Source organism: Helicobacter apodemus (assembly GCF_003097575.1).
Lineage (GTDB): Bacteria > Campylobacterota > Campylobacteria > Campylobacterales > Helicobacteraceae > Helicobacter_D > Helicobacter_D apodemus.
Genome location: NZ_CP021886.1, coordinates 265798 through 285569, shown reverse-complemented (window position 1 = coordinate 285569; position 19772 = coordinate 265798). Strand labels below are relative to the sequence as shown.

The 19772-nt window shown below is 33.3% G+C and carries 15 protein-coding genes and 1 pseudogene; 5 read left to right on the top strand and 11 right to left on the bottom strand.

Translation table 11 applies throughout. The features are described from left to right. The first annotated feature begins 201 nt into the window (after window positions 1-201). A complete protein-coding gene (locus CDV25_RS01390; RefSeq protein ID WP_108910457.1) occupies window positions 202-4029 on the top strand; it encodes a hypothetical protein in 3828 nt (1275 codons plus the stop codon). A 380-nt stretch (window positions 4030-4409) separates the two neighbouring features. Here the strand turns inward: CDV25_RS01390 and CDV25_RS01385 are convergent, their stop codons facing one another. Then, window positions 4410-5093, bottom strand: coding sequence for a LexA family transcriptional regulator (locus CDV25_RS01385; RefSeq protein WP_239056379.1), 684 nt, complete (start codon window positions 5091-5093; stop codon window positions 4410-4412). Between the two features lie 312 nt (window positions 5094-5405). Between CDV25_RS01385 and CDV25_RS01380 the strand changes: the two genes are divergently transcribed. From CDV25_RS01380 to CDV25_RS01375, 3 genes are read left to right on the top strand one after another with little or no spacing between them, the layout of a single operon-like run. Beyond that, on the top strand, window positions 5406-5621 hold the full coding sequence (locus CDV25_RS01380; RefSeq protein ID WP_108910455.1) for a hypothetical protein: 216 nt from the start codon (window positions 5406-5408) through the stop codon (window positions 5619-5621). Continuing rightward, entirely contained in the window at window positions 5621-5767 is a 147-nt protein-coding gene (locus tag CDV25_RS10075) for a hypothetical protein (protein WP_162550389.1), read from the top strand. Before CDV25_RS01380 ends, CDV25_RS10075 begins: the two co-directional genes overlap by 1 nt. A 1-nt stretch (window position 5768) precedes the next feature. Continuing rightward, the gene (locus CDV25_RS01375; RefSeq protein ID WP_108910454.1) at window positions 5769-7193 is read left to right on the top strand and encodes a hypothetical protein; all 1425 of its coding nucleotides are present in this window, start codon (window positions 5769-5771) and stop codon (window positions 7191-7193) included. 7 nt (window positions 7194-7200) lie between these two features. Here the strand turns inward: CDV25_RS01375 and CDV25_RS01370 are convergent. Next, window positions 7201-7716 (bottom strand): annotated as a pseudogene (locus CDV25_RS01370) (S24 family peptidase); the annotation flags it as partial. Between the two features lie 379 nt (window positions 7717-8095). On the opposite strand from CDV25_RS01370, the gene CDV25_RS01365 reads away from it, so the two are divergent. Then, window positions 8096-8794: a hypothetical protein gene (locus tag CDV25_RS01365; RefSeq protein ID WP_108910452.1), complete on the top strand. Its 699-nt coding sequence runs from the start codon at window positions 8096-8098 to the stop codon at window positions 8792-8794. 2301 nt (window positions 8795-11095) lie between these two features. On the opposite strand, the gene CDV25_RS01360 is transcribed toward CDV25_RS01365, so the two are convergent. From CDV25_RS01360 to CDV25_RS10390, 9 genes are all read right to left on the bottom strand, one after another. Then, the gene (locus CDV25_RS01360) at window positions 11096-11614 is read right to left on the bottom strand and encodes an adenylyl-sulfate kinase (protein ID WP_108910451.1); all 519 of its coding nucleotides are present in this window, start codon (window positions 11612-11614) and stop codon (window positions 11096-11098) included. Further along, complete coding sequence (locus tag CDV25_RS01355; protein ID WP_108910450.1) at window positions 11605-12708, bottom strand: DegT/DnrJ/EryC1/StrS family aminotransferase; 1104 nt, start codon at window positions 12706-12708, stop codon at window positions 11605-11607. Before CDV25_RS01355 ends, CDV25_RS01360 begins: the two co-directional genes overlap by 10 nt. Next, a complete protein-coding gene (locus CDV25_RS01350) occupies window positions 12699-13358 on the bottom strand; it encodes an O-methyltransferase (RefSeq protein WP_239056378.1) in 660 nt (219 codons plus the stop codon). The genes CDV25_RS01355 and CDV25_RS01350 overlap by 10 nt, the downstream gene beginning before the upstream one ends. Continuing rightward, window positions 13358-13777: an acyltransferase gene (locus tag CDV25_RS01345; RefSeq protein WP_108911798.1), complete on the bottom strand. Its 420-nt coding sequence runs from the start codon at window positions 13775-13777 to the stop codon at window positions 13358-13360. Before CDV25_RS01345 ends, CDV25_RS01350 begins: the two co-directional genes overlap by 1 nt. 113 nt (window positions 13778-13890) lie before the next feature. After that, window positions 13891-14535: a formyltransferase family protein gene (locus CDV25_RS01340; RefSeq protein WP_108910448.1), complete on the bottom strand. Its 645-nt coding sequence runs from the start codon at window positions 14533-14535 to the stop codon at window positions 13891-13893. After that, a complete protein-coding gene (locus CDV25_RS01335) occupies window positions 14532-15599 on the bottom strand; it encodes a Gfo/Idh/MocA family protein (RefSeq protein ID WP_108910447.1) in 1068 nt (355 codons plus the stop codon). The genes CDV25_RS01340 and CDV25_RS01335 overlap by 4 nt, the downstream gene beginning before the upstream one ends. Continuing rightward, window positions 15593-16672 carry a DUF354 domain-containing protein gene (locus CDV25_RS01330; RefSeq protein ID WP_108910446.1) on the bottom strand — a complete coding sequence of 360 codons (1080 nt, stop codon included), beginning with the start codon at window positions 16670-16672 and terminating at the stop codon, window positions 15593-15595. The genes CDV25_RS01335 and CDV25_RS01330 overlap by 7 nt, the downstream gene beginning before the upstream one ends. After that, the gene (gene asnB / locus CDV25_RS01325) at window positions 16669-18345 is read right to left on the bottom strand and encodes an asparagine synthase (glutamine-hydrolyzing) (RefSeq protein ID WP_108910445.1); all 1677 of its coding nucleotides are present in this window, start codon (window positions 18343-18345) and stop codon (window positions 16669-16671) included. The genes CDV25_RS01330 and asnB overlap by 4 nt, the downstream gene beginning before the upstream one ends. Then, a complete protein-coding gene (locus tag CDV25_RS10390) occupies window positions 18338-19771 on the bottom strand; it encodes an SGNH/GDSL hydrolase family protein (RefSeq protein WP_239056377.1) in 1434 nt (477 codons plus the stop codon). Before CDV25_RS10390 ends, asnB begins: the two co-directional genes overlap by 8 nt. Window position 19772: the final 1 nt, after the last annotated feature.

Below are 19772 nucleotides of genomic sequence, written 5' to 3'. Positions count from 1 at the left end.
GCTTACCCCACCCTGCTCCTTTAAAAACCAAAAATTAAAAGTTAATTAAAAGTTAAAATAATCCTAAATATTACTTAATAAAGTTTAAATTTTATGCTATACTAGAAATGTTAAAAATAACTTATGACAAATACATAGTAAAAATGCCTAAATCTCCTAATATAATATATATTAGGGGGGGGGGGCAAAAAAGGAGAAATTATGAGTAATAAATCTTTTTATGTAAGCCCTATTATAAATTCTGGGGGGGGGGGCAATAATACTCCTATAGAGACTATCAAGGTTAATGTTAAAGATTATGTTTTAAACTTAGATTTTAAGAGTAATGTTAAAACATTAGATTCTAAAAGTAATCCTAAACCTTTAGATTCTCAAAGTTTAAATATGAACTTTGATTATAAATATTCTAAACTTTTAAATCCTAAAGTTTTAGATTCTAATCTCAATACAAAAGCTATGAATCCTAAACCTTTAGATTCTCAAAGTTTAATCTCTCAATTATTTAATCCTAAGTTTTTAGATTCTAATTCTAATCTTAAACCTCTATACTCTAGGATTAATGTTAAAACATTAGATTCTAATCCCAAAATAAGAGATATTAATTTTAAATTATTAAATCCTAAATCTCTAAGCCCCTCTTTCCTCTCTTTAATCTGTGCGAGTGTTTTATTAACTATTCCTCATAGTATTAGTGCTAAAGATAATTGGGTAGCAATAGGTAATGATACTTTAGATACAACAACAGATACTAATGCTAATAAAGTAACAAAAGCACTTACTAATAAACAAATCTCTGCTTCACAAACTAAAGAATATAAAAACTTAGAAATTACTAATACTGGGAGTATTACTAATACAAATGCTAACTATGCTATCAATATTCAAAATAATGCTACGATAGAGAGTATTACCAATAAAGGATTAATTAGTGGGAGTGAGAATCATAATATTAGTATTAATACAAGCTCTATCCAATCTTTTGAAAATATTGGAACCATAACTAATACTAATACTGGTAAATTTAACTTTAATATCACTCAAGGAACTATTGATAACTTTAGCAATAGTGGAATAATAGATTCTAAAGGTTATGGTATTGCTTTACAACCTAATACTACCATTACTAATTTTAACAACACAGGAACTATTCTTGCTAAAGAAACAAGTGGTAGAGATGCGGTATTTATTAATAAAGCTACGATTAGTAGTTTTATTAATGGTGAGAATGGAATTATTAAGAGTGAGGGTAACAGAGGAGTAGGGATTAATATTTTAAATGGGACTAGCATTACTAATTTTGAGAATAAGGGATTAATACAGACTGAAAAGAATACAGGTAATATATATACTGATGAGATAAGTGCCTCTATCTCTGTCAAAAATAAGTCTAATATAGAAACTATCCTCAATACAGGAACATTAAAAGGTGGGAAAGTAGGAATTTTTATAGTAGGTGGCTATGGTAACGACATTCCCTATATCGCTACGATTGACAACAAAGGATTAATTGAATTAACAAATAATGCGGAAGCGGGTATATTGACTACTACTTACGCAAGTATTCCAACCATTGAAAATCTCAATAACTCTGGAACCATTAAAGGTGGAAATTATGGAATTCTGATTGAAACAGGTTTTATAAAAAATCTCAAAGTTTCAGGCACTATAGAGGCTAAGAAAAATATTATTACTTTTTTCAATGGTGGAGGTAGGCCTTATAATACAAAGATTGAAAACATCACTATCGAAAATGGAGGTCTCTTAAAGGCAGGAGAAGATGGCTTAAGAATTGGTGGAAGGAATACTTTGCCTTCCATAGGAAACCTTATTATCAAAGAAGGAGGAATCCTACAAGGAGGAGATAATCATTCAGCCATTGCAATTGATGCAGACCCACAACATAAATTTACAGGTAATGTTGATATTCAAGGAACACTAAAGGGTGGTAAAGCAGCTATTACTAATAGCTCTGAAATGGGTGGAAATATTATAATGGGGAGTAATGCTAAGGTAGAAGGAGGTATTGTAAATCAAGGAGGAAATATAGCAGGAAATATAGAGATACAAAAAGGGGCAGACTTTAAAGGAGATATTAAAAATGAAGATAGAGTTGTAACAAATAGTAATGGAACTACTACAACGATTGCTGCAAGTCTAAGTGGTTCTATTTCTAATGCTAGTGATAGTCCTTTAAATATTTCTAACTCTGGCAATAGTAGCATAGGAGGATCTATCACTTCTTCCTCTAATGCTCCTTTAAGCATTACTAACTCTGATAATGCAAAGGTTGCAGGAAATATTGAAGTAAGTGGAGATGCTCCTATCGTTATTAAAAACGAAGGGAATGCTACCTTAGGAGGTGGAGTTAGTGCTAGTGGTAATGCTCCTATTAGTATTACTAATTCTGATAATGCAAAGGTCGCAGGAAATATTGAAGTAAGTGGAGATGCTCCTATCGTTATTAAAAATGAAGGGAATGCTACCTTACAATCAGATATTATTAACTCTGGTTCTGGAAATCTCTCCCTTAGTAATACAGGGAATGCTAGTATAGGTGCTAATATTAAAAATAATGGAAGTGGTAGTTTAAGTATTAGTAATACAGGTAAAGTTAGTGATACTACGAAAATAGAGAGTAATGGAAGTGGTAAAGTAGAAGTTGAAGAATGGTTAGTCTCTACAAATTCTCAAGGAGAGGTTAAACCTTTAGAAATAACAGGAACTAATTTAAGTGTTGTAAGTGTTTCTAATGTTACCTTTGATGCAGGAAATATTACTAATCTCTCTTCTTTAGTTCAAGATCCTAAAAATGTTATTAATATTGATACTTCTCAAGATACTACTATAAGCAATCCTGCAGAGATTAATTCTAAAGTCTTTGCTAAAGCAGAATTTAAAACCAATGATCCTAGTGTTAATGTTAATGTTGATGCTTTAAGTAAAACTCTAAGCTTTTCTGTTGATGCTGCTAAGACTTCAGCAGCAGCATTAGGAAAAACACTCATTAGTAATACCCAAGCTAGAGCAAACTTTGTAAATGCTGTAATGGGTAATGCTATGAATGCGGTGAATTTAATCCATAATCAAGGAAGTGCTAATGTGTATTCTAACTTTAATAAGGCTTATGAGGAAGGAGCTATTTATGCAAACTTTGATAATTTAGGGAGTGATGCTTTACTTAGATCTAGTGAAACTAAAGATAAGAATCATTTAGCCTTTATGCTTCCTTATATCTCTAAGAGTAATACTTCTTTAAATGGAGGATTAACTTCTAAAGGACATACTAAAGGAGTAATCTTTGGTTATAGTTATTTAAATCCTAACAATAAAGATATTTATGGGATTTATGGAGGATATGATGATTTTAGTTCTAAAACTTATCCTTCAGATATTCTAGCTTTAAATAATAGAACCTATTATGCAGGAGTTAGGTATTATCATCCTTTTAATTATAAAGATTATGAACTCTTTTCTAAATTCTCTTCACAATTTGGTTTAATACAAAATGATATTTCTGAAAGGGTAGGACAAACAGAATTTAAAGGAGAACCTAAATCTTATGCTTATGATGCTAATGTTAATATGGGGATAAATATTAAGCTTAATACTAAGCATACTTTAACTCCAGAGATAGGTTTAGGTTATAATGGAGGATATTCTAAAGCTTATACGATGAGTAATGCCATCAATACTATTACAAGACGCAATTATACCCATAAGATGAATTTATTTAAAACTAAAACCTCTCTTTCTTTTTATAGTGATTGGCATAAACATTTTAAGACTTTAGTGTATGCAGGAGTAGATTGGACTATGAATCCTAATGTAGATAATCCTAAAGGGAGATATTCTAATATAGGGTATTATGGAGGAGGAGAGAGTAAATTAGATAATTTAGAATATGCTTTAGGGACTACTTTAGTTATTCCTTTAAATGATGCTTTTTATTTCTCTTTAAATTATGGAATGAATGGGACTAAGAATACCACTATGCATACAGGGTATGGGAAGTTTAATTATATGTGGTAGGGTTTAATCCTTATCCCTACTTAAGAATTCTAACTATGGAATGAATGGGACTAAGAATACCACTATGCATACAGGGTATGGGAAGTTTAATTATATGTGGTAGGGGAAAGGTAGTATAGGGGGTAGTTTTATTTCAAAGTGCAAATTTTAAAAGTGAAGTGCTTTAAAGTGCGATAAAATGGCAATTTGTGCTTAAAAATACTTTGATTTAAAATGGAAAATTAAGTTTAGATTTTTTCACAAAATGGCTATTTTTTCACAAAACATCACAAAATCAATCACAAAATGCCCTTAAAAAAGTGGCTTAAACCTCGTATTAAACGCTATTAAAAACACTCACAAAAATCATCACAAAATCATTAGAAGCCTAAGAGACATTCTCAAAGTGTAGTTTTTTTGAAATAGCCTACCACGCGTCCTATAATTTCAAAGTTCTCTCCCTCTAATTCTATTGGGTCGTAGGCTTTATTATCGCTAAGAAGCTTTAATTTTGGGCGTTTTTGGAGGCGTTTAACATAGAGTTCATCTTCAATCCTAGTAATACAAATTTCTCCATCACTAACACTTCCATTTTGCACTAAAAGATAGCAATTTTTAGGCAATGTGGGATACATAGAATCGCCCTTTCCTATAATAATAGATAAATTATTAAAAGATACAATGCCGAAATATTGGCGTAAAAAGGATTTGGGGAAGTTTAGTTGCTCTGCTGTTTCTGCTTCATTATATGCCCCGCTTCCTGCACTTGCTGTTATATCCTCGTAAAAGGGAATGGATACAATATCATCGTTTAAGGTTTGGGGCAGAGATACACCCTTGCTGGATATTATTTCTGTGTTTTTTGGGGATTGCTGGACACTTTTTGAAGTATTGCTGGACACTTTTTGAAGTATTGCTGGACTATTGCTAGACATATCTAAAGCAGTCATTATTTTTTTAAACATTCCCACCTGCATACTATCTTCTTCTTGCTCGTATTTTCTTATGGTTCTCTCTGAAACGCCGAGCATTTTTGCTAGTTGTATTTGTGTAATTCCTTTAGTTTCTCGTATTTCTTTCAACATAAACAAAAACCTTTTAAATAATAGGATATTTTTTTCCTAAACACTTGACAATAAGAAAAAATTTGCCTATAATTACATTACTTTTAAGTGAATTTTATCATAAAAAGATAAAAAACCTAAAAGTGGTTTTGGTGGGTGGGAAGAATATCACTTTTGGAGCTTTAAAATGCGAGTTTTAAAGTATAAAAAGGTGGTTGTAAAGCTTCAAAGTTTGGAAGTTAAGAATCTCTTTCAAACTAGAGTTATAATCACTTTCTCCACTCCCTCGTGGGGTGGTTAAGTGTATTATAACATAAAAGTAAAGGCATAACTATGAAAGATAAAAAAGCACGAAAAGATTTTACTTGTCTTACCCGACAAATGAGCAAAAAAGGTGTAAAGCTACGCACTTGGTGTAAATCTAAAGGTTTGAGTGATACTGATTGTTTTATCATTTATGATATGTCTGCTGGTAAAATTAAAGGCATAAGAGGTAGAGCCAAGGAGTTAAGACAGCTTTTAGAAAAAGAGGGATTCAAGGTTGCATAATGGTAGGTGGTTTCGTTGTGGTTTATATAGATAAAAATGGAGAGGATTTTGTTCGTTTCTGCGACAGCTTAAAAGAAGCCAATGAAGTCTGTGATGCAATGATTGAGCAAGGTTATATGGCTAAAGTATTTAAAGAAGTGGTGTAAAATGGGACAATGGATAAGCAGTGGAGAGTTTGCGGAAAAGTATGGCATTAATGTTTTTACTATTTATAAATCGGCTAAAAGAGCTAACCAAAAAGGCAAAAAAATTTGTAAATTTATAGGCAAAATATTTCCTATATCCTATAAAAATAATTTAAGGGGCGGCAACGCAGGTAAAGTCCTCCAAATCTGGAACACCCCCTTAACTTCCGCACAAGTGGAAGCCCTAGAAAAAGGCTATCCTATAAAGTATGTGCTAGAGGAAATGGGTGAGGTAGTGGAAACCGCAAGGGTAAATGAGAGTATGAAAAGCTTTAAGCAAAGCCCTAGCAATGAAGAAGTGGTGGAATCCAACAATGACGAAGTCGCACAATCTAATGTTATGGAATCTAAGGATTCTATAACATTGGATTGTAAAGGAGATAAAGATGAAACCTATAAAACCCTTAAACAGGATGAAGCAGAAATTAAACAAAATAAGACAGAAATTTTACACCACAGAAGGACTAATCACATTAGCAAGTGTGATTGTAATACTACTAGGAGTAGTGATTCCACTTCTTGTAGGAATGATTGTTTTGGTGGTGGGGTAGGAGAAGCTCCTGTATGCGAGAGTATGGATTTGCGCAGTGATGAGATTTGCTACGCTAAAATAAAAAGCATTCATAATGACGCAGTAGAAACTACTAACGCAAAATCACTTAAAGAGAATTGCACTACTTGGCATAACCTCACCCCTAATCAAAAAGCCCAAGCAAAGCACAGAGAAAAAATCTTAATAGACTATGAGAGTGCAAAAGCTTCAGGAATTAGAGTAGCAGACTTCCTTGTGCTTAAAAATAAGGAGGATTCTACCTTAAAGCTCACACAAGGGAAGCTTTTTGATTGGGCTAGAAAATATAAAACACAAGGCTTAAGTGGCTTAAGTGATAAAAGAGGCGTTGCAAAGACAGGCACAACTTCACTCCCTGCTTGGGCACAAGTTGAAGCCGTAAAAATGTGGAGAGTAATGGGGAGTGGATACCTTAATAAGATGCAGTTATGGAGAGAGCTACATATCATTGCACACTTGTATGTTGAAGGTTATTCTTATGAGAAATTCCTTAAATGTGAGATTCCTCCTTTATTTTCACTAAATACTCTTAATCGCTTTTTGGATTCCTACCTCAAAGCAAATTCTTTAGAATACACGCTTATCACTTATGGCACAGATAAAACAGACTCTTATAAAGAACCTGCCTATGGAATGCAAAGGGATTTATATACCTTGCCTAATCAATTATGGCAAATAGACAGCTCTCCGCTAGATGCCATTGTGCTAGATAATGATGGAAAGCAAATACGCCCAAGTATTCTCTCTATAATAGATGTGTATAGTGGTAGAAATGTGGCTTATCTTAGTGAGAGAAGCGATTCTAATGCAGTTTAAGGCTAATTTTTAAGACTTGCTTGACGAAAAGTCCCTCTCTTGTATTAATAACATAAATGCCTTTATCTTTAAAGGGTTTTGTTTTATCAATTAAGCAAATAGATCCATCTTTAATTATAGGTTCCATAGATTCCCCAAAGCTTGTTATAAACTCACAATCTTTAACTTTAAAGAAATCTAGCAGTGTATTATCTACTATTATCTCTTTATACTTTACAAACTCATTAATTCCGCCGCCACCCAAAGTTGCATTAACTTTATAGAGTCTTAGAATCTTATATTTGTCCTCACATTCTAGGTTCTCTTTAGGAGAACTCCCATAAAAGAAAAAATTTATATTTATCTGCCTTTGTTGTAAAAAATTGAGTATTTGTTTATAGGGAATGGAATTTCTAAATTTCATAGAATTAAAAGTATCAGGGTGTATCCCTAGTGCCTTTGCCACATCAATGGTTTTAATGCTCGTCTGTCCTTCACTTGCAAGAATATCTTTTAGCTTTTCTATGACTTCTTCCATATCCATATTAGCACCTTTTACTCTTTTGTTTTAAAAGGATTTTAATATAAAAAAGGATTAAAGATGAAATTTGATTTTGAAATGAAAGTTTTAATGCAAAAATTAGAGTTTAAAAAGGTTTTAAATGTTGTTTAAATGCTTTTTAAAATGGCAAGGATTGTAGCTTAATATTTGTTGATTTTTTCCATTTTAAATCAAACCTCTTTAAAACGCAAACTATCATTTTATGCAGTTCAAAGTTACTCACTCTTTCAAATTTGGACTTTGTAATAAATGCCCTCTTGTACAGGAGAATAAAATCTAAAGAAGCAATAGGAGCAGTGGACTCATTTGAAGCTCAAAAGAAATTAGATAAAATTTCAAACCAAAAACATAAAGAGAGGTAATGGATTCTAGCATTTGGATTGGTTTAATTGGCGTTTGTGGAACTTTAGCGGGAGCTTTCTTTGGGGCTTGGCTAAATCCTTACATGCAAGAAAAGAAAGAAATTAAGAGATTAAAAACAATACTAAAAGAAGCAAGTCTTTTGGATAAGTTTATTATTTTTAACGCATACAAAAATGTTTATTTGCCTCTTAATGGAATGATAATTTTTCCCAGCCCGCAATTAGATCTCAAGACACAACAACTTATTAATTTATTTAATGAGGATGTCGATATTTTATACCTCAATATCAAAAGATTAGCAGATGAGGGGATATTATTTATTCAAGACAAAGAATATTGGGGATACAGATTGGTGCTAAGTAGTAAATTTTCTTTCTTGATTAATCAAGACAAAGAAATACAACGGAAATTATTAGAGGGCAATAAGAGTTATATTAAAGAAATGATTTATCCATTATATGAGCTAATAATGCAATCTGATGCCATATTCAAACTATTACAACAAAACCAACCACAAATCTATCAACAACCAAAAACCATTGCTATACCAACAACCACATTAGCAAACATTAATATATTTATGCATAATATTTATGTCTTTAATATCTTAGGAGATTTAAGCTATTTAAATCCTGCATCACCAACAGCGTATTTAAACTTCCCAAAAAGAGAATTTCACCCTAAATATGAGGGATAAATAAATTCATTAATCCCCCTCCCAAAAAAAGATACATTAACTTTATAGAACTTTAAAATCTTATATTTCTCTTGCTCTCTAAGTTTTTTAGAGATATTCCATAGAAGAAGTAATTAATATTGATTTTTCTTCTTTAAATAGCAAGTTTTATAAGCTTAATGTTTGCTGATTTTTTCCATTTTAAATCAAACCGCTTCGTTTTTAAATGGAAAAACTTTGATTTAAAATGGCGTTTTATAGGTAGCCATACTCTCTCTATTAAATATTAAAGAGAATATTAAAGAGAAAACAATTTGCGTTAATAACATTTAGAATAATCAAAAAGAGACAAAGATTAAGAGACAATAAAAGCACTAAGCTTTATTGACTCTTTAGTTGCTCTCATACCCCCCACCAAAGATAATACTTATCCCTCCTCCTCCCCAACATACAGCACACAATAAAAATAAAGTAAAAACCTAGCTACTACACTAAATAAAAATGCCTAAAAAGAACAGCCAACACTACACCCCACTAAATAACTAAAACCCCTATCCACTAGAGCTAATACACTACACTAAAGATAATGATTAACATAACATACCCACACAGCATAGTAAAGATAAAAAATAATAAGGGAGTAAGGATTATTAGTTCTTATAAAGTTTTAGTAGGTTATTTCTTTGAAAGCTTAAGTTTTGTTTGAATTTTCTATTTGAATCTTTTGTTGGTTATTTATTATTCTTTTAAAGTTTATTGTAGGGTTTAATAAGATTTTTAATAAATAAATTAATAAGTTTTCATAGATTTAATAAAGTTAAGGGGTTTAAGTGGCAAGAGTAATTAAAAATACTCTTTTATATTTTTTATCTTAAAAGAGTTAATGAATCTTAGTTAGGGTTTGTTAAGATTTAGGTTTGTTTAGTGTTATTTACTTTTATTTAATCTTACTCACACAACAACAAAAATAAAGATTAAAAACCACACTAAACCAAAGATGAAGATTAACATAACATACCCACACAGCATAGCAAAGATAAAAAATAATAAGGGAGTAAGGATTATTAGTTCTTATAAAGTTTTAGTAGGTTATTTCTTTGAAAGCTTAAGTTTTGTTTGAATTTTCTATTTGAATCTTTTGTTGGTTATTTATTATTCTTTTAAAGTTTATTGTAGGGTTAGGTTTAATAGAGTTTAAACCTTAAAAGGGTTTATCAAGGATAAGGGTTTAACTTCTCTATAAAGTATTACTTGCTTTATTTCTTAAGGATTGGTTTTGGTTGAGTGTTGAGTTATTCTTATTTAGGATTGGTTTGTTAAGACTTAGGTTTGTTTAGTGTTATTTACTTTATCCCTTAAGGGCTTTATTTAGTTTTGGTTATTCTTTGGTTATTCTTTGGTTGGTTAGGGTTGTTTGGTATTGGTTAGCTCTTTTAGGTAGTAATGTTTAGGTAGGTTTTATAAAATTCTTTTATCTTTAAGGGGTTAATGAGTTTTGGTTAGGATTGTTAGGTTTAGTTTGTTTGGTTATTTAGTTGGGTTTGGTTGCTCTCACACCCCCCACCAAAAAAAAATAACGATTACTCACCACACACTACCACTTATGCTCACTTACCCTTATAGTATTGGTTAGTATTTGTTAGGTTGTTGGGTAGCCCTATTAAGATTCTTTTATCTTTAAGGGGTTAATGAGTTTTGGTTTTACTTAGTTAGGTTGTTAGTTTTGGTTAGGATTGTTTAGCTCTTTTAAGTGGTAATGCTTAGGTAGGTTTGGTTAGTATTGTTTAGTATTAGTTAGTATTGGTTAGGGTTGGGTTGTTTTAATTTAACATTATTTAGTGTTATTTACTCTTAGTTGCTCTCATACACAACAAAGATAAAGATTAACACACTACACCCACACAGCATATCAAAAATAAAGATTAAAAAACCAGTCGCTACACTATATCCACACATAACCCCTACTTATCCTTACTCTCTATGCTTAAACTTAACTAACCTTGCTCTTTATAATCTTTGTCTATTTTTAATTATTCTAAGTGTTATTAACGCAAATTGTTTTCTTTTTAATGTTCTCTTTAAGGTTTAGTATAGAGAGTATAAGTTTAAGTATAAAAAATAAGCAGGTTAAAAAGATTAAAGTTTAGAGGTTTAAATAAGTAGTTAGAGTTTTATTTTTACTTACTCTATTGTTTTATTTTAATTAGTGAAGTGAGGTCATTTTTATTATTTGTGAAATTTTACGATTCTTATAGAAATAGGGATATAGGAAGTAAAATTAAAATTATGCTTTTTGGATAGATTTAAGTATTTATCAAACTTTCATTCAAAAATTTTTAAAATCTTTTGGATATTAGAGTTAAGATTCTCTTTCTTGGTATTTTCTACCACCATATCCGCACAAGGTTTATCAAAAGATATATCTACGCCTACAACATCTTTGACTTCACCCCTTAATGCCTTACTATAAAGTCCCTTTTGGTCTCTTTTGATAAGCTCTTGTAATTCACACTCAATATACACTTCAAAATAATTTTGAAGGGTGGCTCTATTGTATTTATAAACTTCATCAAATAAAGAAATAGTCGTAACTACCACCACTAATCCCTGCTGACTTAAGAATTTCGCAAACTTTGAACGTTTTAGTGCCACTTCTATACGCTCTTCCTTACTATAACCATATTCCCCTAATAAATCCCGCAATTCATCACCATCTAAATACACAACATTTGGGATTCTTTGGTGTATCTCTGCATACAAAGCCTTCCCAATAGTGCTTTTACCACTTCCTGCTAAACCACAAAGCCAAAGCACAGCCCCATAACCATTCCTTACCCACATAGGGTATCCTTTAGCACTTCTATTACTTTTTGCACCTCTTTATCCTCTAAATGCTCTCCCATTGGCAGGGATAATATTTCATCTTCCCAACAAGTAGCATTTTTGCACTCTATTCCTTTCACAAAAGGTGCATAAGCAGGTGTATTGGGTAAGGATAGAGGATAATGCAAACCATATTCAATGCCATTTTTACGCAATACCTCCATTAAAGTTTGCCGCTTTAGAGTCCTAATTACAAACAAATGCCACACACAAATGCAATTCTCTTTAACCTCTGGCAAAGCAATATCTAGCATATCCCCTAGCCCTTCTAAATACAATCCTGCTATCTCTCTTCGTCTTGCATTCCAAGATTCTAAATACTTTAACTTCACCCGCAAAATCGCAGCTTGCATCCCATCAAGCCTAGAATTTCTCCCTATTATACGATGCTCATACTTACTTAACCCGCCGTGATGGGCAATCTCCCTGCACCTCTGCAAACAATCAAAATCCCTACTAACAATCATTCCCCCATCACCAAAAGCACCAAGATTCTTACCCGGATAAAAACTAAATGCCCCAACATCCCCAAATGTCCCGACCCTGCGTCCATTATAAGTAGCCCCGTGACTTTGCGCACAATCTTCAATAACCTTTAAATGATACTTCTTAGCAAGATTTAAAATCTCATTAAGCTTTGCGCTTTGCCCATACAAATGCACAGCAATAATCGCCACAGAAGCAGGAGTTATTTTAGATTCTAAATCACCAATATCTAAAGTATAATCTCTCCCACAATCCACAAAAACAACTTTTAAACCATTCCTAACCACTGCTTCAGCAGTTGCTACAAAGGTATTAGCGGGTATTAATACTTCCCCGCCTTGAGGGAGATTTAACGATTCTATAGCTATTTCTAACGCATCTGTCCCATTGCCTACACCAAGAGTTTTTACCCCTTCCCCAAGAAATTCTGCAAACTCTTTTTCAAAGCATAAAACCTCATCACCCCCTATAAAAGCACTATTTTGTATCACCCTAAAAATTGCGGAATCAATTTCTTGTTTAATGCTTAAATATTGCTTCTTTAAATCTAAAAACTTTACAACCATAAAGCCCCCATCCAACCAAAATCTTGAAATCTTTTATGCTTGTTGTGTGCTAAAACCTCTCTCCACGCTTCTTTCATCCCTGCACTCCAAGCAATATCATCAAAGAGCATAACCCCTCCCCTAGCCATAAAGGGTAAAATTTCTTGAAAATAAGCCAATGTCGCAAACTTATCGTGATGTCCATCAACAAAAGCAAAATCAATTAAATCTATTTCTTTTAATAACTTAGGTAACACCTCATCAAATCTCCCTACTAAAACTTTAATATTATCTAATCCAAATACCCTATGGGAATCTTTAGCAACCTTAGCGATATTAGGGCTTCCCTCAATGGTATAAATTTTTGCATTAGGGGCAAAAAACCCCATATAAGCACTAGAAAACCCACAACAAGTTCCAAGCTCTAAAATCCTCTTAGGTTTTAAAGTTTTAAAAATTTCAAAAATCTGCTGGGCTTTTTCTTTTTTAACACCAATAGAAGCTAAAGAAGCAAGGGGGATTTGCGAAATAACACCCTGTTGCATTTGCTCCTTGCTTCTATTTGCATTAGAACTCCCGGCTCCATAGTCTATAACCTCTACCACATCTTGAGATTGTTTTAATTGTTCTCGCCTCTGCTCTATAACTTGTGAAATATCCGCAAAATCCATCAAATCTCCCTTATAAATCGTGCAGGATTCCCTGCATAAATACCTTTTTTGGTAATATTTTTTGTAACCACACTCCCTGCGCCAATCACCACATCATCGCAAATCTCCACCGGTAGAATGGTTGCATTAGAACCAATACTTACACGATTACCAATTTTGGTTTCTTTATACTTTGTAAAATCCCCATTTGCGGGTTTGCCCTCTGTAAATAAATCATTAATAAACATTACCCCATGCCCTATGAAGCACGATTCCCCAATATTCACTAACTCACACAAAAAACTATGGCTTTGGATTCTACTTTTTGCCCCTATTTTCACTCCTCTTTGAATCTCTACAAAAGGACCTACAAAAACATTATCCCCAAGGTAGCACTCATAGAGATTACAAGGCTCTATAATTTTCACATTCTCCCCCATTTTAACTTCCCGAATCTGGCTTTTTATCAGCTGATATGAAGTAGAATTTCCGCCCTTTAATGAGACAATAGGGGGGTTCAAATCCGGGCATTGCGGTTGCTCTAATAATTTTTTCAATTAAAGCCCTCCCCCCCCCCGCAGGAGTTAAGATTCACCGCTTTTAAGGCATCAATTTCATTCCTTAGATGAAATTCCCTTCTGGTGGCATAAATGTCTTTTTGTGGGGTTAAATGATATTCTCCTTTTATCATTTGCCCCGAAGCATTAACAAAAAGTTCCAACCCATAGGCATTAGCTAATGCTACTAACTCATCAACAAAACAATCAGGAGGGATTTTAAAACGTCTCTCAAAGGCAATATCTCCACTATCAATCCCCTCATCTATTTTATGAATGCTTACGCCAAACTCTTTATCCTCATTAAAAATCGCAAAAGAAAATTGGTTGCACCCTCTATATTCTGGCAAGGGTGCTAAATGGAGATTAAAAGCGATTTCTTTAGCGCAAAAAATATGTTGGGGTTTTAAGATTTGGTGATATTGCACACAAAAAAGTATGTCAAAATCTAAGCTTAAAAGCTCATCTAAATCCGCAATCATCAAGATTTTATGCCGCATACAAAATTCCCTTACCCCCTCTCCTTTAGGGGAAGTCCCTACACTAAGAAGTGTAAAGCCTAACTCCTCTTGCCTAGCAAACAACTCTGTTAAACATTTTCTACCAATTTCCTTTGCACCTAAAAATACGACTTTTTTCACTTGCTATGCCCCAATTTACATCTTTGCGGCTGAAATCGCAAAAACACTTCCTTGCCTGTTTCAATAGATTCATAAATAGCAATAATAAGCTCTAAACTCTTTCTACCTTCTAATCCATCCACTAAGGCTTTTTTATTGTTTTTAATACAATCTATTACATCTAGGTAATACTCCTTATGCCCAAACCCATAGACATTAGGAGGATTAGTAGAGTATTTCTCCATAACTTCTTTATCGCTCTGCAAAGGTTGTGTAAAATTCCAATGCTTAATTTCATTGACCGCAAATCCTCCAATTTCGACACTTCCCAATTCTCCCAAAATAGAAATACTACCCTCTAAATCAAAAGGACGCGTTGCAGTTGTCGCCTCAATAATCCCTAAAGCACCACTTTTAAATCTCAAAACCGCCACTCCTGTATCTTCAGTCTCTATATCACTCAAAGCAGTTCTAGCCTTAGCAAAAACACTCTCCACATCCCCCATCATCCATTCCAATAAATCAATATGATGGCTGGCTTGATTGGTAAAAACTCCTCCATCCATAGCCCAAGTTCCACGCCAAGAATCTTGTTTATAATAAGCATCGTCCCTGCACCAACGCACCCTCACACTTCCCATAACAAGCTTCCCAAATCTTCCCAACTCTAATGCCTCTTTTAATTTTTGCACCGGCAAATTAAAACGATTTTGCTTCACGACAAAAAGCCGAATATTATTCCTATCACAAGCCTCTATCATTTTATCGGCATCTTCTAAAGTTAAGGCTATGGGCTTCTCAACAATAATATGTTTTTTATATTTTGCAACCTCCAAAGTATTTTTAGCGTGCAATCCACTAGGAGTTAGTATAGAGACAATATCAATTTCACAAGAATGCTTCTCCATCATTAAGGCTAAATCTTGAAAAAATGGAACTTGATATTTCTCTCCAAAGGCTCTAGCCCTCTTAACATCACTATCGCACACGCACACCAAAGAAGCCCCTGTAATCTCTCCTTTACTTAGTAATTCTGCATGCCTTGATGCAATTCTGCCACAGCCTAAAAGTGCGACTCCTAACATAAAAACTCCTTTTCAATCCTTTCAATAATATGATTAAAATTACATTCCCCACGGACAAAATAACTCTTAGAATCCACTCTTTTTCCTATCATTTTTTTAGCAATTGTTATAATCTCTTTGGCATCTTGACTCCAAAACATTAAATGATTGCTGATTAAATATTGGTCATGGATAAGCCAAATAGAGCGGGTAGAAATGGTAGGAATCCCATAACAAACTGCCTCTAAATTCATAGTCCCTCCACCACCAATAAACAAATCCAAAAAAGGATAAAACTCCTCTGGCTTTAGCTTCTCTTCTAAAATCGTAGCATAAGTTCCAAAATCACGCATCAAAAGTTCTTTCTCATAGCGGGGCATAATCACGATATTAGCATCTAATCCCTGTTTTAAAAGTGGAATTACTTCATAAATTGTAGGAATTTGCTCTTTAACATAATGGGCTTTATACTCTTCTTCTCTAACTAAAATCGTAGGCTTAGAAATATCTAATCCATAACGAATTCTAAAATCATTTTTAGAATCTTTTTTAATCGCATTTATCCATAATGCTACATCAATAAAAGGATAAGATTCAATTTGGTTTTCATCTAAAGCAAACCTTAGCATTAATTCTTTAGGGAAAATAAAGGGATAGAAAAATAACGAAGAAAACGGCAAGGTAAGCCTCGCAACGGCGGTTAGCTCTTTAGGACAGCTATCATCCCCAGCTCTCGTGAAAGCTGGAGTATCATAGATATTAACAACTGGTATCCCTATTCCATAAGCCACCTGCACACTATCAACGACAGCCCCACAAATTAGAACCTTTGGCACTCCTCTTGTACGAAAAAGATCTAAAATCTCCTTTTGGCGAAAAATCCTTGCTTCAAACTTCTCCAACAAAGTGGCACCCCCATACTCACCAAGTACAATATGGGGGATATTATGAATCTCTAAAATTTGCTTTGCTTCTGTATAATTAGGAGCATACCTTGTAGTTACCAAAACTTGATAACCTCTTTTCTCTAAAGATTTAATCATACCTATAAAAAACATTGCATATTTTGGCGTTGCTACATCAATCCATATCATCTACCCCTCCTTAAAGCCTCAAAAATAGCCACCCTTACATCAAAAAGTGATTGGTAAGCTAATCCTAAGGTATCCATAAATCTTTTTTCTGGCACACCAAAACCCATTTTATCCTTCCTCCAAGCAAGTTTTTTACTCCCTAAAGATTCTAATAAAACCCTTAAGAGATATTTACTAAAACCCTTTTGAAATTTCAAAGAATCTTGCAAAGAAAAAGCAAATTCCACCACCCTAAAATCCGTAAAAGGTGTGCGATTTTCCACACTATGAGCCATTGCGTTTCTGTCCTCATAACGCAATAAATGAGGCAAATTAAACGTAATAGTATCTGCCCATAAGCCTTGATTAAAATCCGGTAAAAATCTCTCCAATAAAGGTTCTAAAGAAGGGATTGGCAAATCCAAATTTTGCAGTTTTTTGATATTTTCTTTATTGTCTTCTTTAAAAAGCTTCATCTTTAAAGAATCCTTTAAAGCACATTTAAGTCCAAAATTATACTCCTTAAAGGCTTCATTCCCATAGATTCTAATACGATTTTGGAATTCTTTAAAGGAATGATAAAGCAGACGTCCTACATGGTGATAATAACCCCCAAATAACTCATCAGCCCCCTGCCCTCCTAGCACCACCTTACAAGAAGTAGAAAGAGTTTTAAAGAGTAAAAATTGAGGATAAAGTGAAAAACTCCTAAAAATCTCATCTTGAGCGTTAATAAGATTCTTAAAATCTCTTTTTATAGATTCTATACTAGGGGTAATTAATGTAATTTCTTGTTTTACATCGCTTTGTAATTGTTGGATAAATTTACGCTCATCACCCTCTAAACCTTTAAAACTTACCCCAAAGAATCTAACATCCCTCCCTAATTTAAGTGCCAAATGAGCCAAAATAGAGCTATCAATCCCTCCAGAAACACACATTGCAATAGGCACATCAGCCCTTAGGCGAATCTCTAGGGCATTAAGCAAAAGGAATTGTAATTCCTCCAATGATTCACTTAAAGAGGATTTTGTAGGTTTTATTTCAAGATTCCAATATTTTTTTATCTCTAATTTACCCGCTTTAAAAACCCCATAATGTGCAGCAGGGAAGTTATAAATACCCGCATAAATACTCCTCTTTAAATCCCCATTACCAAATAAAAGCCATTTAGAGACTTCCTCTAAGTCAAAAGGATAATTTTTAAGGGCTAAAAAGGCTTTAATCTCGGAAGCAAAAAGAATCTTTCCTTTTTCTAGCGCATAAAACAAAGGCTTATTACCCAATCTATCACGGGCTAAAAAAAGGCTTTTATCCCTCTTGTTGTAAATCACAAAAGCAAAATCGCCATTGAATTTCTGCAAACATTTCTCCCCCAAGTGGGCAAAACTATGGAGTAAAACTTCGGTATCGCTTTGAGTAAAAAAGGGGATATTTTGCCTCTTTAACTCCTCTTTAATCTCTACATAATTATAAATCTCTCCATTAAACACCAATACCAAATGCGGACAAAAGGGTGAGGTAAAAGGTTGGTTAGATTGAGGATTTAAATCTAAGATTTTTAAGCGATTATGGGCTAAAGCAATCCCTAAATCCTCATATTCTCCGCTAAAATCAGGTCCTCTATGAATCATAGCCCTAGAAGCCCTTTTGATATTCTCTAAAGGGTAAGTCCCTCCACAAATACTACACACCCTCTATCATTCCTCTCTTTTTTAAAATCTCTAAAACCTCTTTAGCAATTATCTCATTACCTCTTGCATTACAATGAATCCAATGATTAGTAAAAAGTGATTCTTTACTCTGTGCAATGACTTCATTTAAATCAAAAATATAATCCAATGCTTGCACCTCTTTTTTAAATCCTTTGATAATATCGGGTATTTTTGGAATCAAAATATTTTGAAAAGCGGTTGCGTGATTTAAAATCTCTATTTCCTTATGCCGCATAACTTTTTCTTCTTCGCTCCATTCTAACTTGCAAGGTAATAGGGGCTGGATAAAGGCAAGAAATGCCCCCCCCCCCGCACTAACAATGGCTTTAAATTGCTCTAGTCGCATTTTAATGGCTGCATTAATATCGCCAAATACGATATTTGCATTCACCGCTTCTGGATTATTTCCCATTTCAGAGAATAAAGGCATTTCACTTTGAATAGTTTTTTTATAATCTCCCTCATTCCACCAAGGAGAATAAAGAATCTTATGTTTTTTTACCAACACATCACAGCTAATCAAACCCGTGCGAAAATCTGTTCCTAAAAAGAAGCTTATGACAAGTTCAGGCTTTAGCTCAAAACATAAGGCATTATAAAGCATAAGCTGCTCATAAATCGTATAACCAGTAACACCAAAATTTAAAACAATATAAGAATCCCCAACTTCTTTTTGCAAAAACGCTGTAATACTCTCCTCATAAGGGAGATATTCTACCCTTAAAGCACTATTCCCAAAACAAGCAATAAGTTTGATATGCTTAGGACGATTAATAAGGCTTTTAAAATCTATTTTTTTAACAAAATAAAAATCCTTATCCTCGCTCTTATGGATAGAAATTCCTATACTAAATCCCGGATAGGCAATATGGTCTAATTTGCTCTTTATAAAAGTGCTTTGATAAATCTTAGAAAATATAGTTTGATGAGGTATTAGGCTATCAACTTGATTTCTCCACTCTAATAAATTTTGAGAACTAATAGCTTTTTTTTCAAAATAAGATTCTTGCATTTTTTGCAATTTGCAGTGAAAATCAGGCATATCTTGACTTTCTTTTAGCCACTCTTGCAAAGTTTGTTTTGCATTAGAAAAATATTTTTTCAACAAAAACGCCATTTGTGGCTTATAGATATAAGTTTGTATAAATTTTATTTTCTCTTTTGGTATATTAAACCCTATAAGTTTTTGGAGAATTATATTACGCACCTCCTCACTTACACAACAAATAAAATAAATATCAAAAGTCTGCGTATTAAGCTCTTTAGAATCTATAAAAACATCATTTCTTGTAAAGGCAAGATTCAATCCATCATCCACAACTCTGCACTCAAAACCTAACTTTAAGCACAACTCAAGCATACTCTGCCCACTCCAACCAAATCCATAAATTAAAACTTTTTGCATT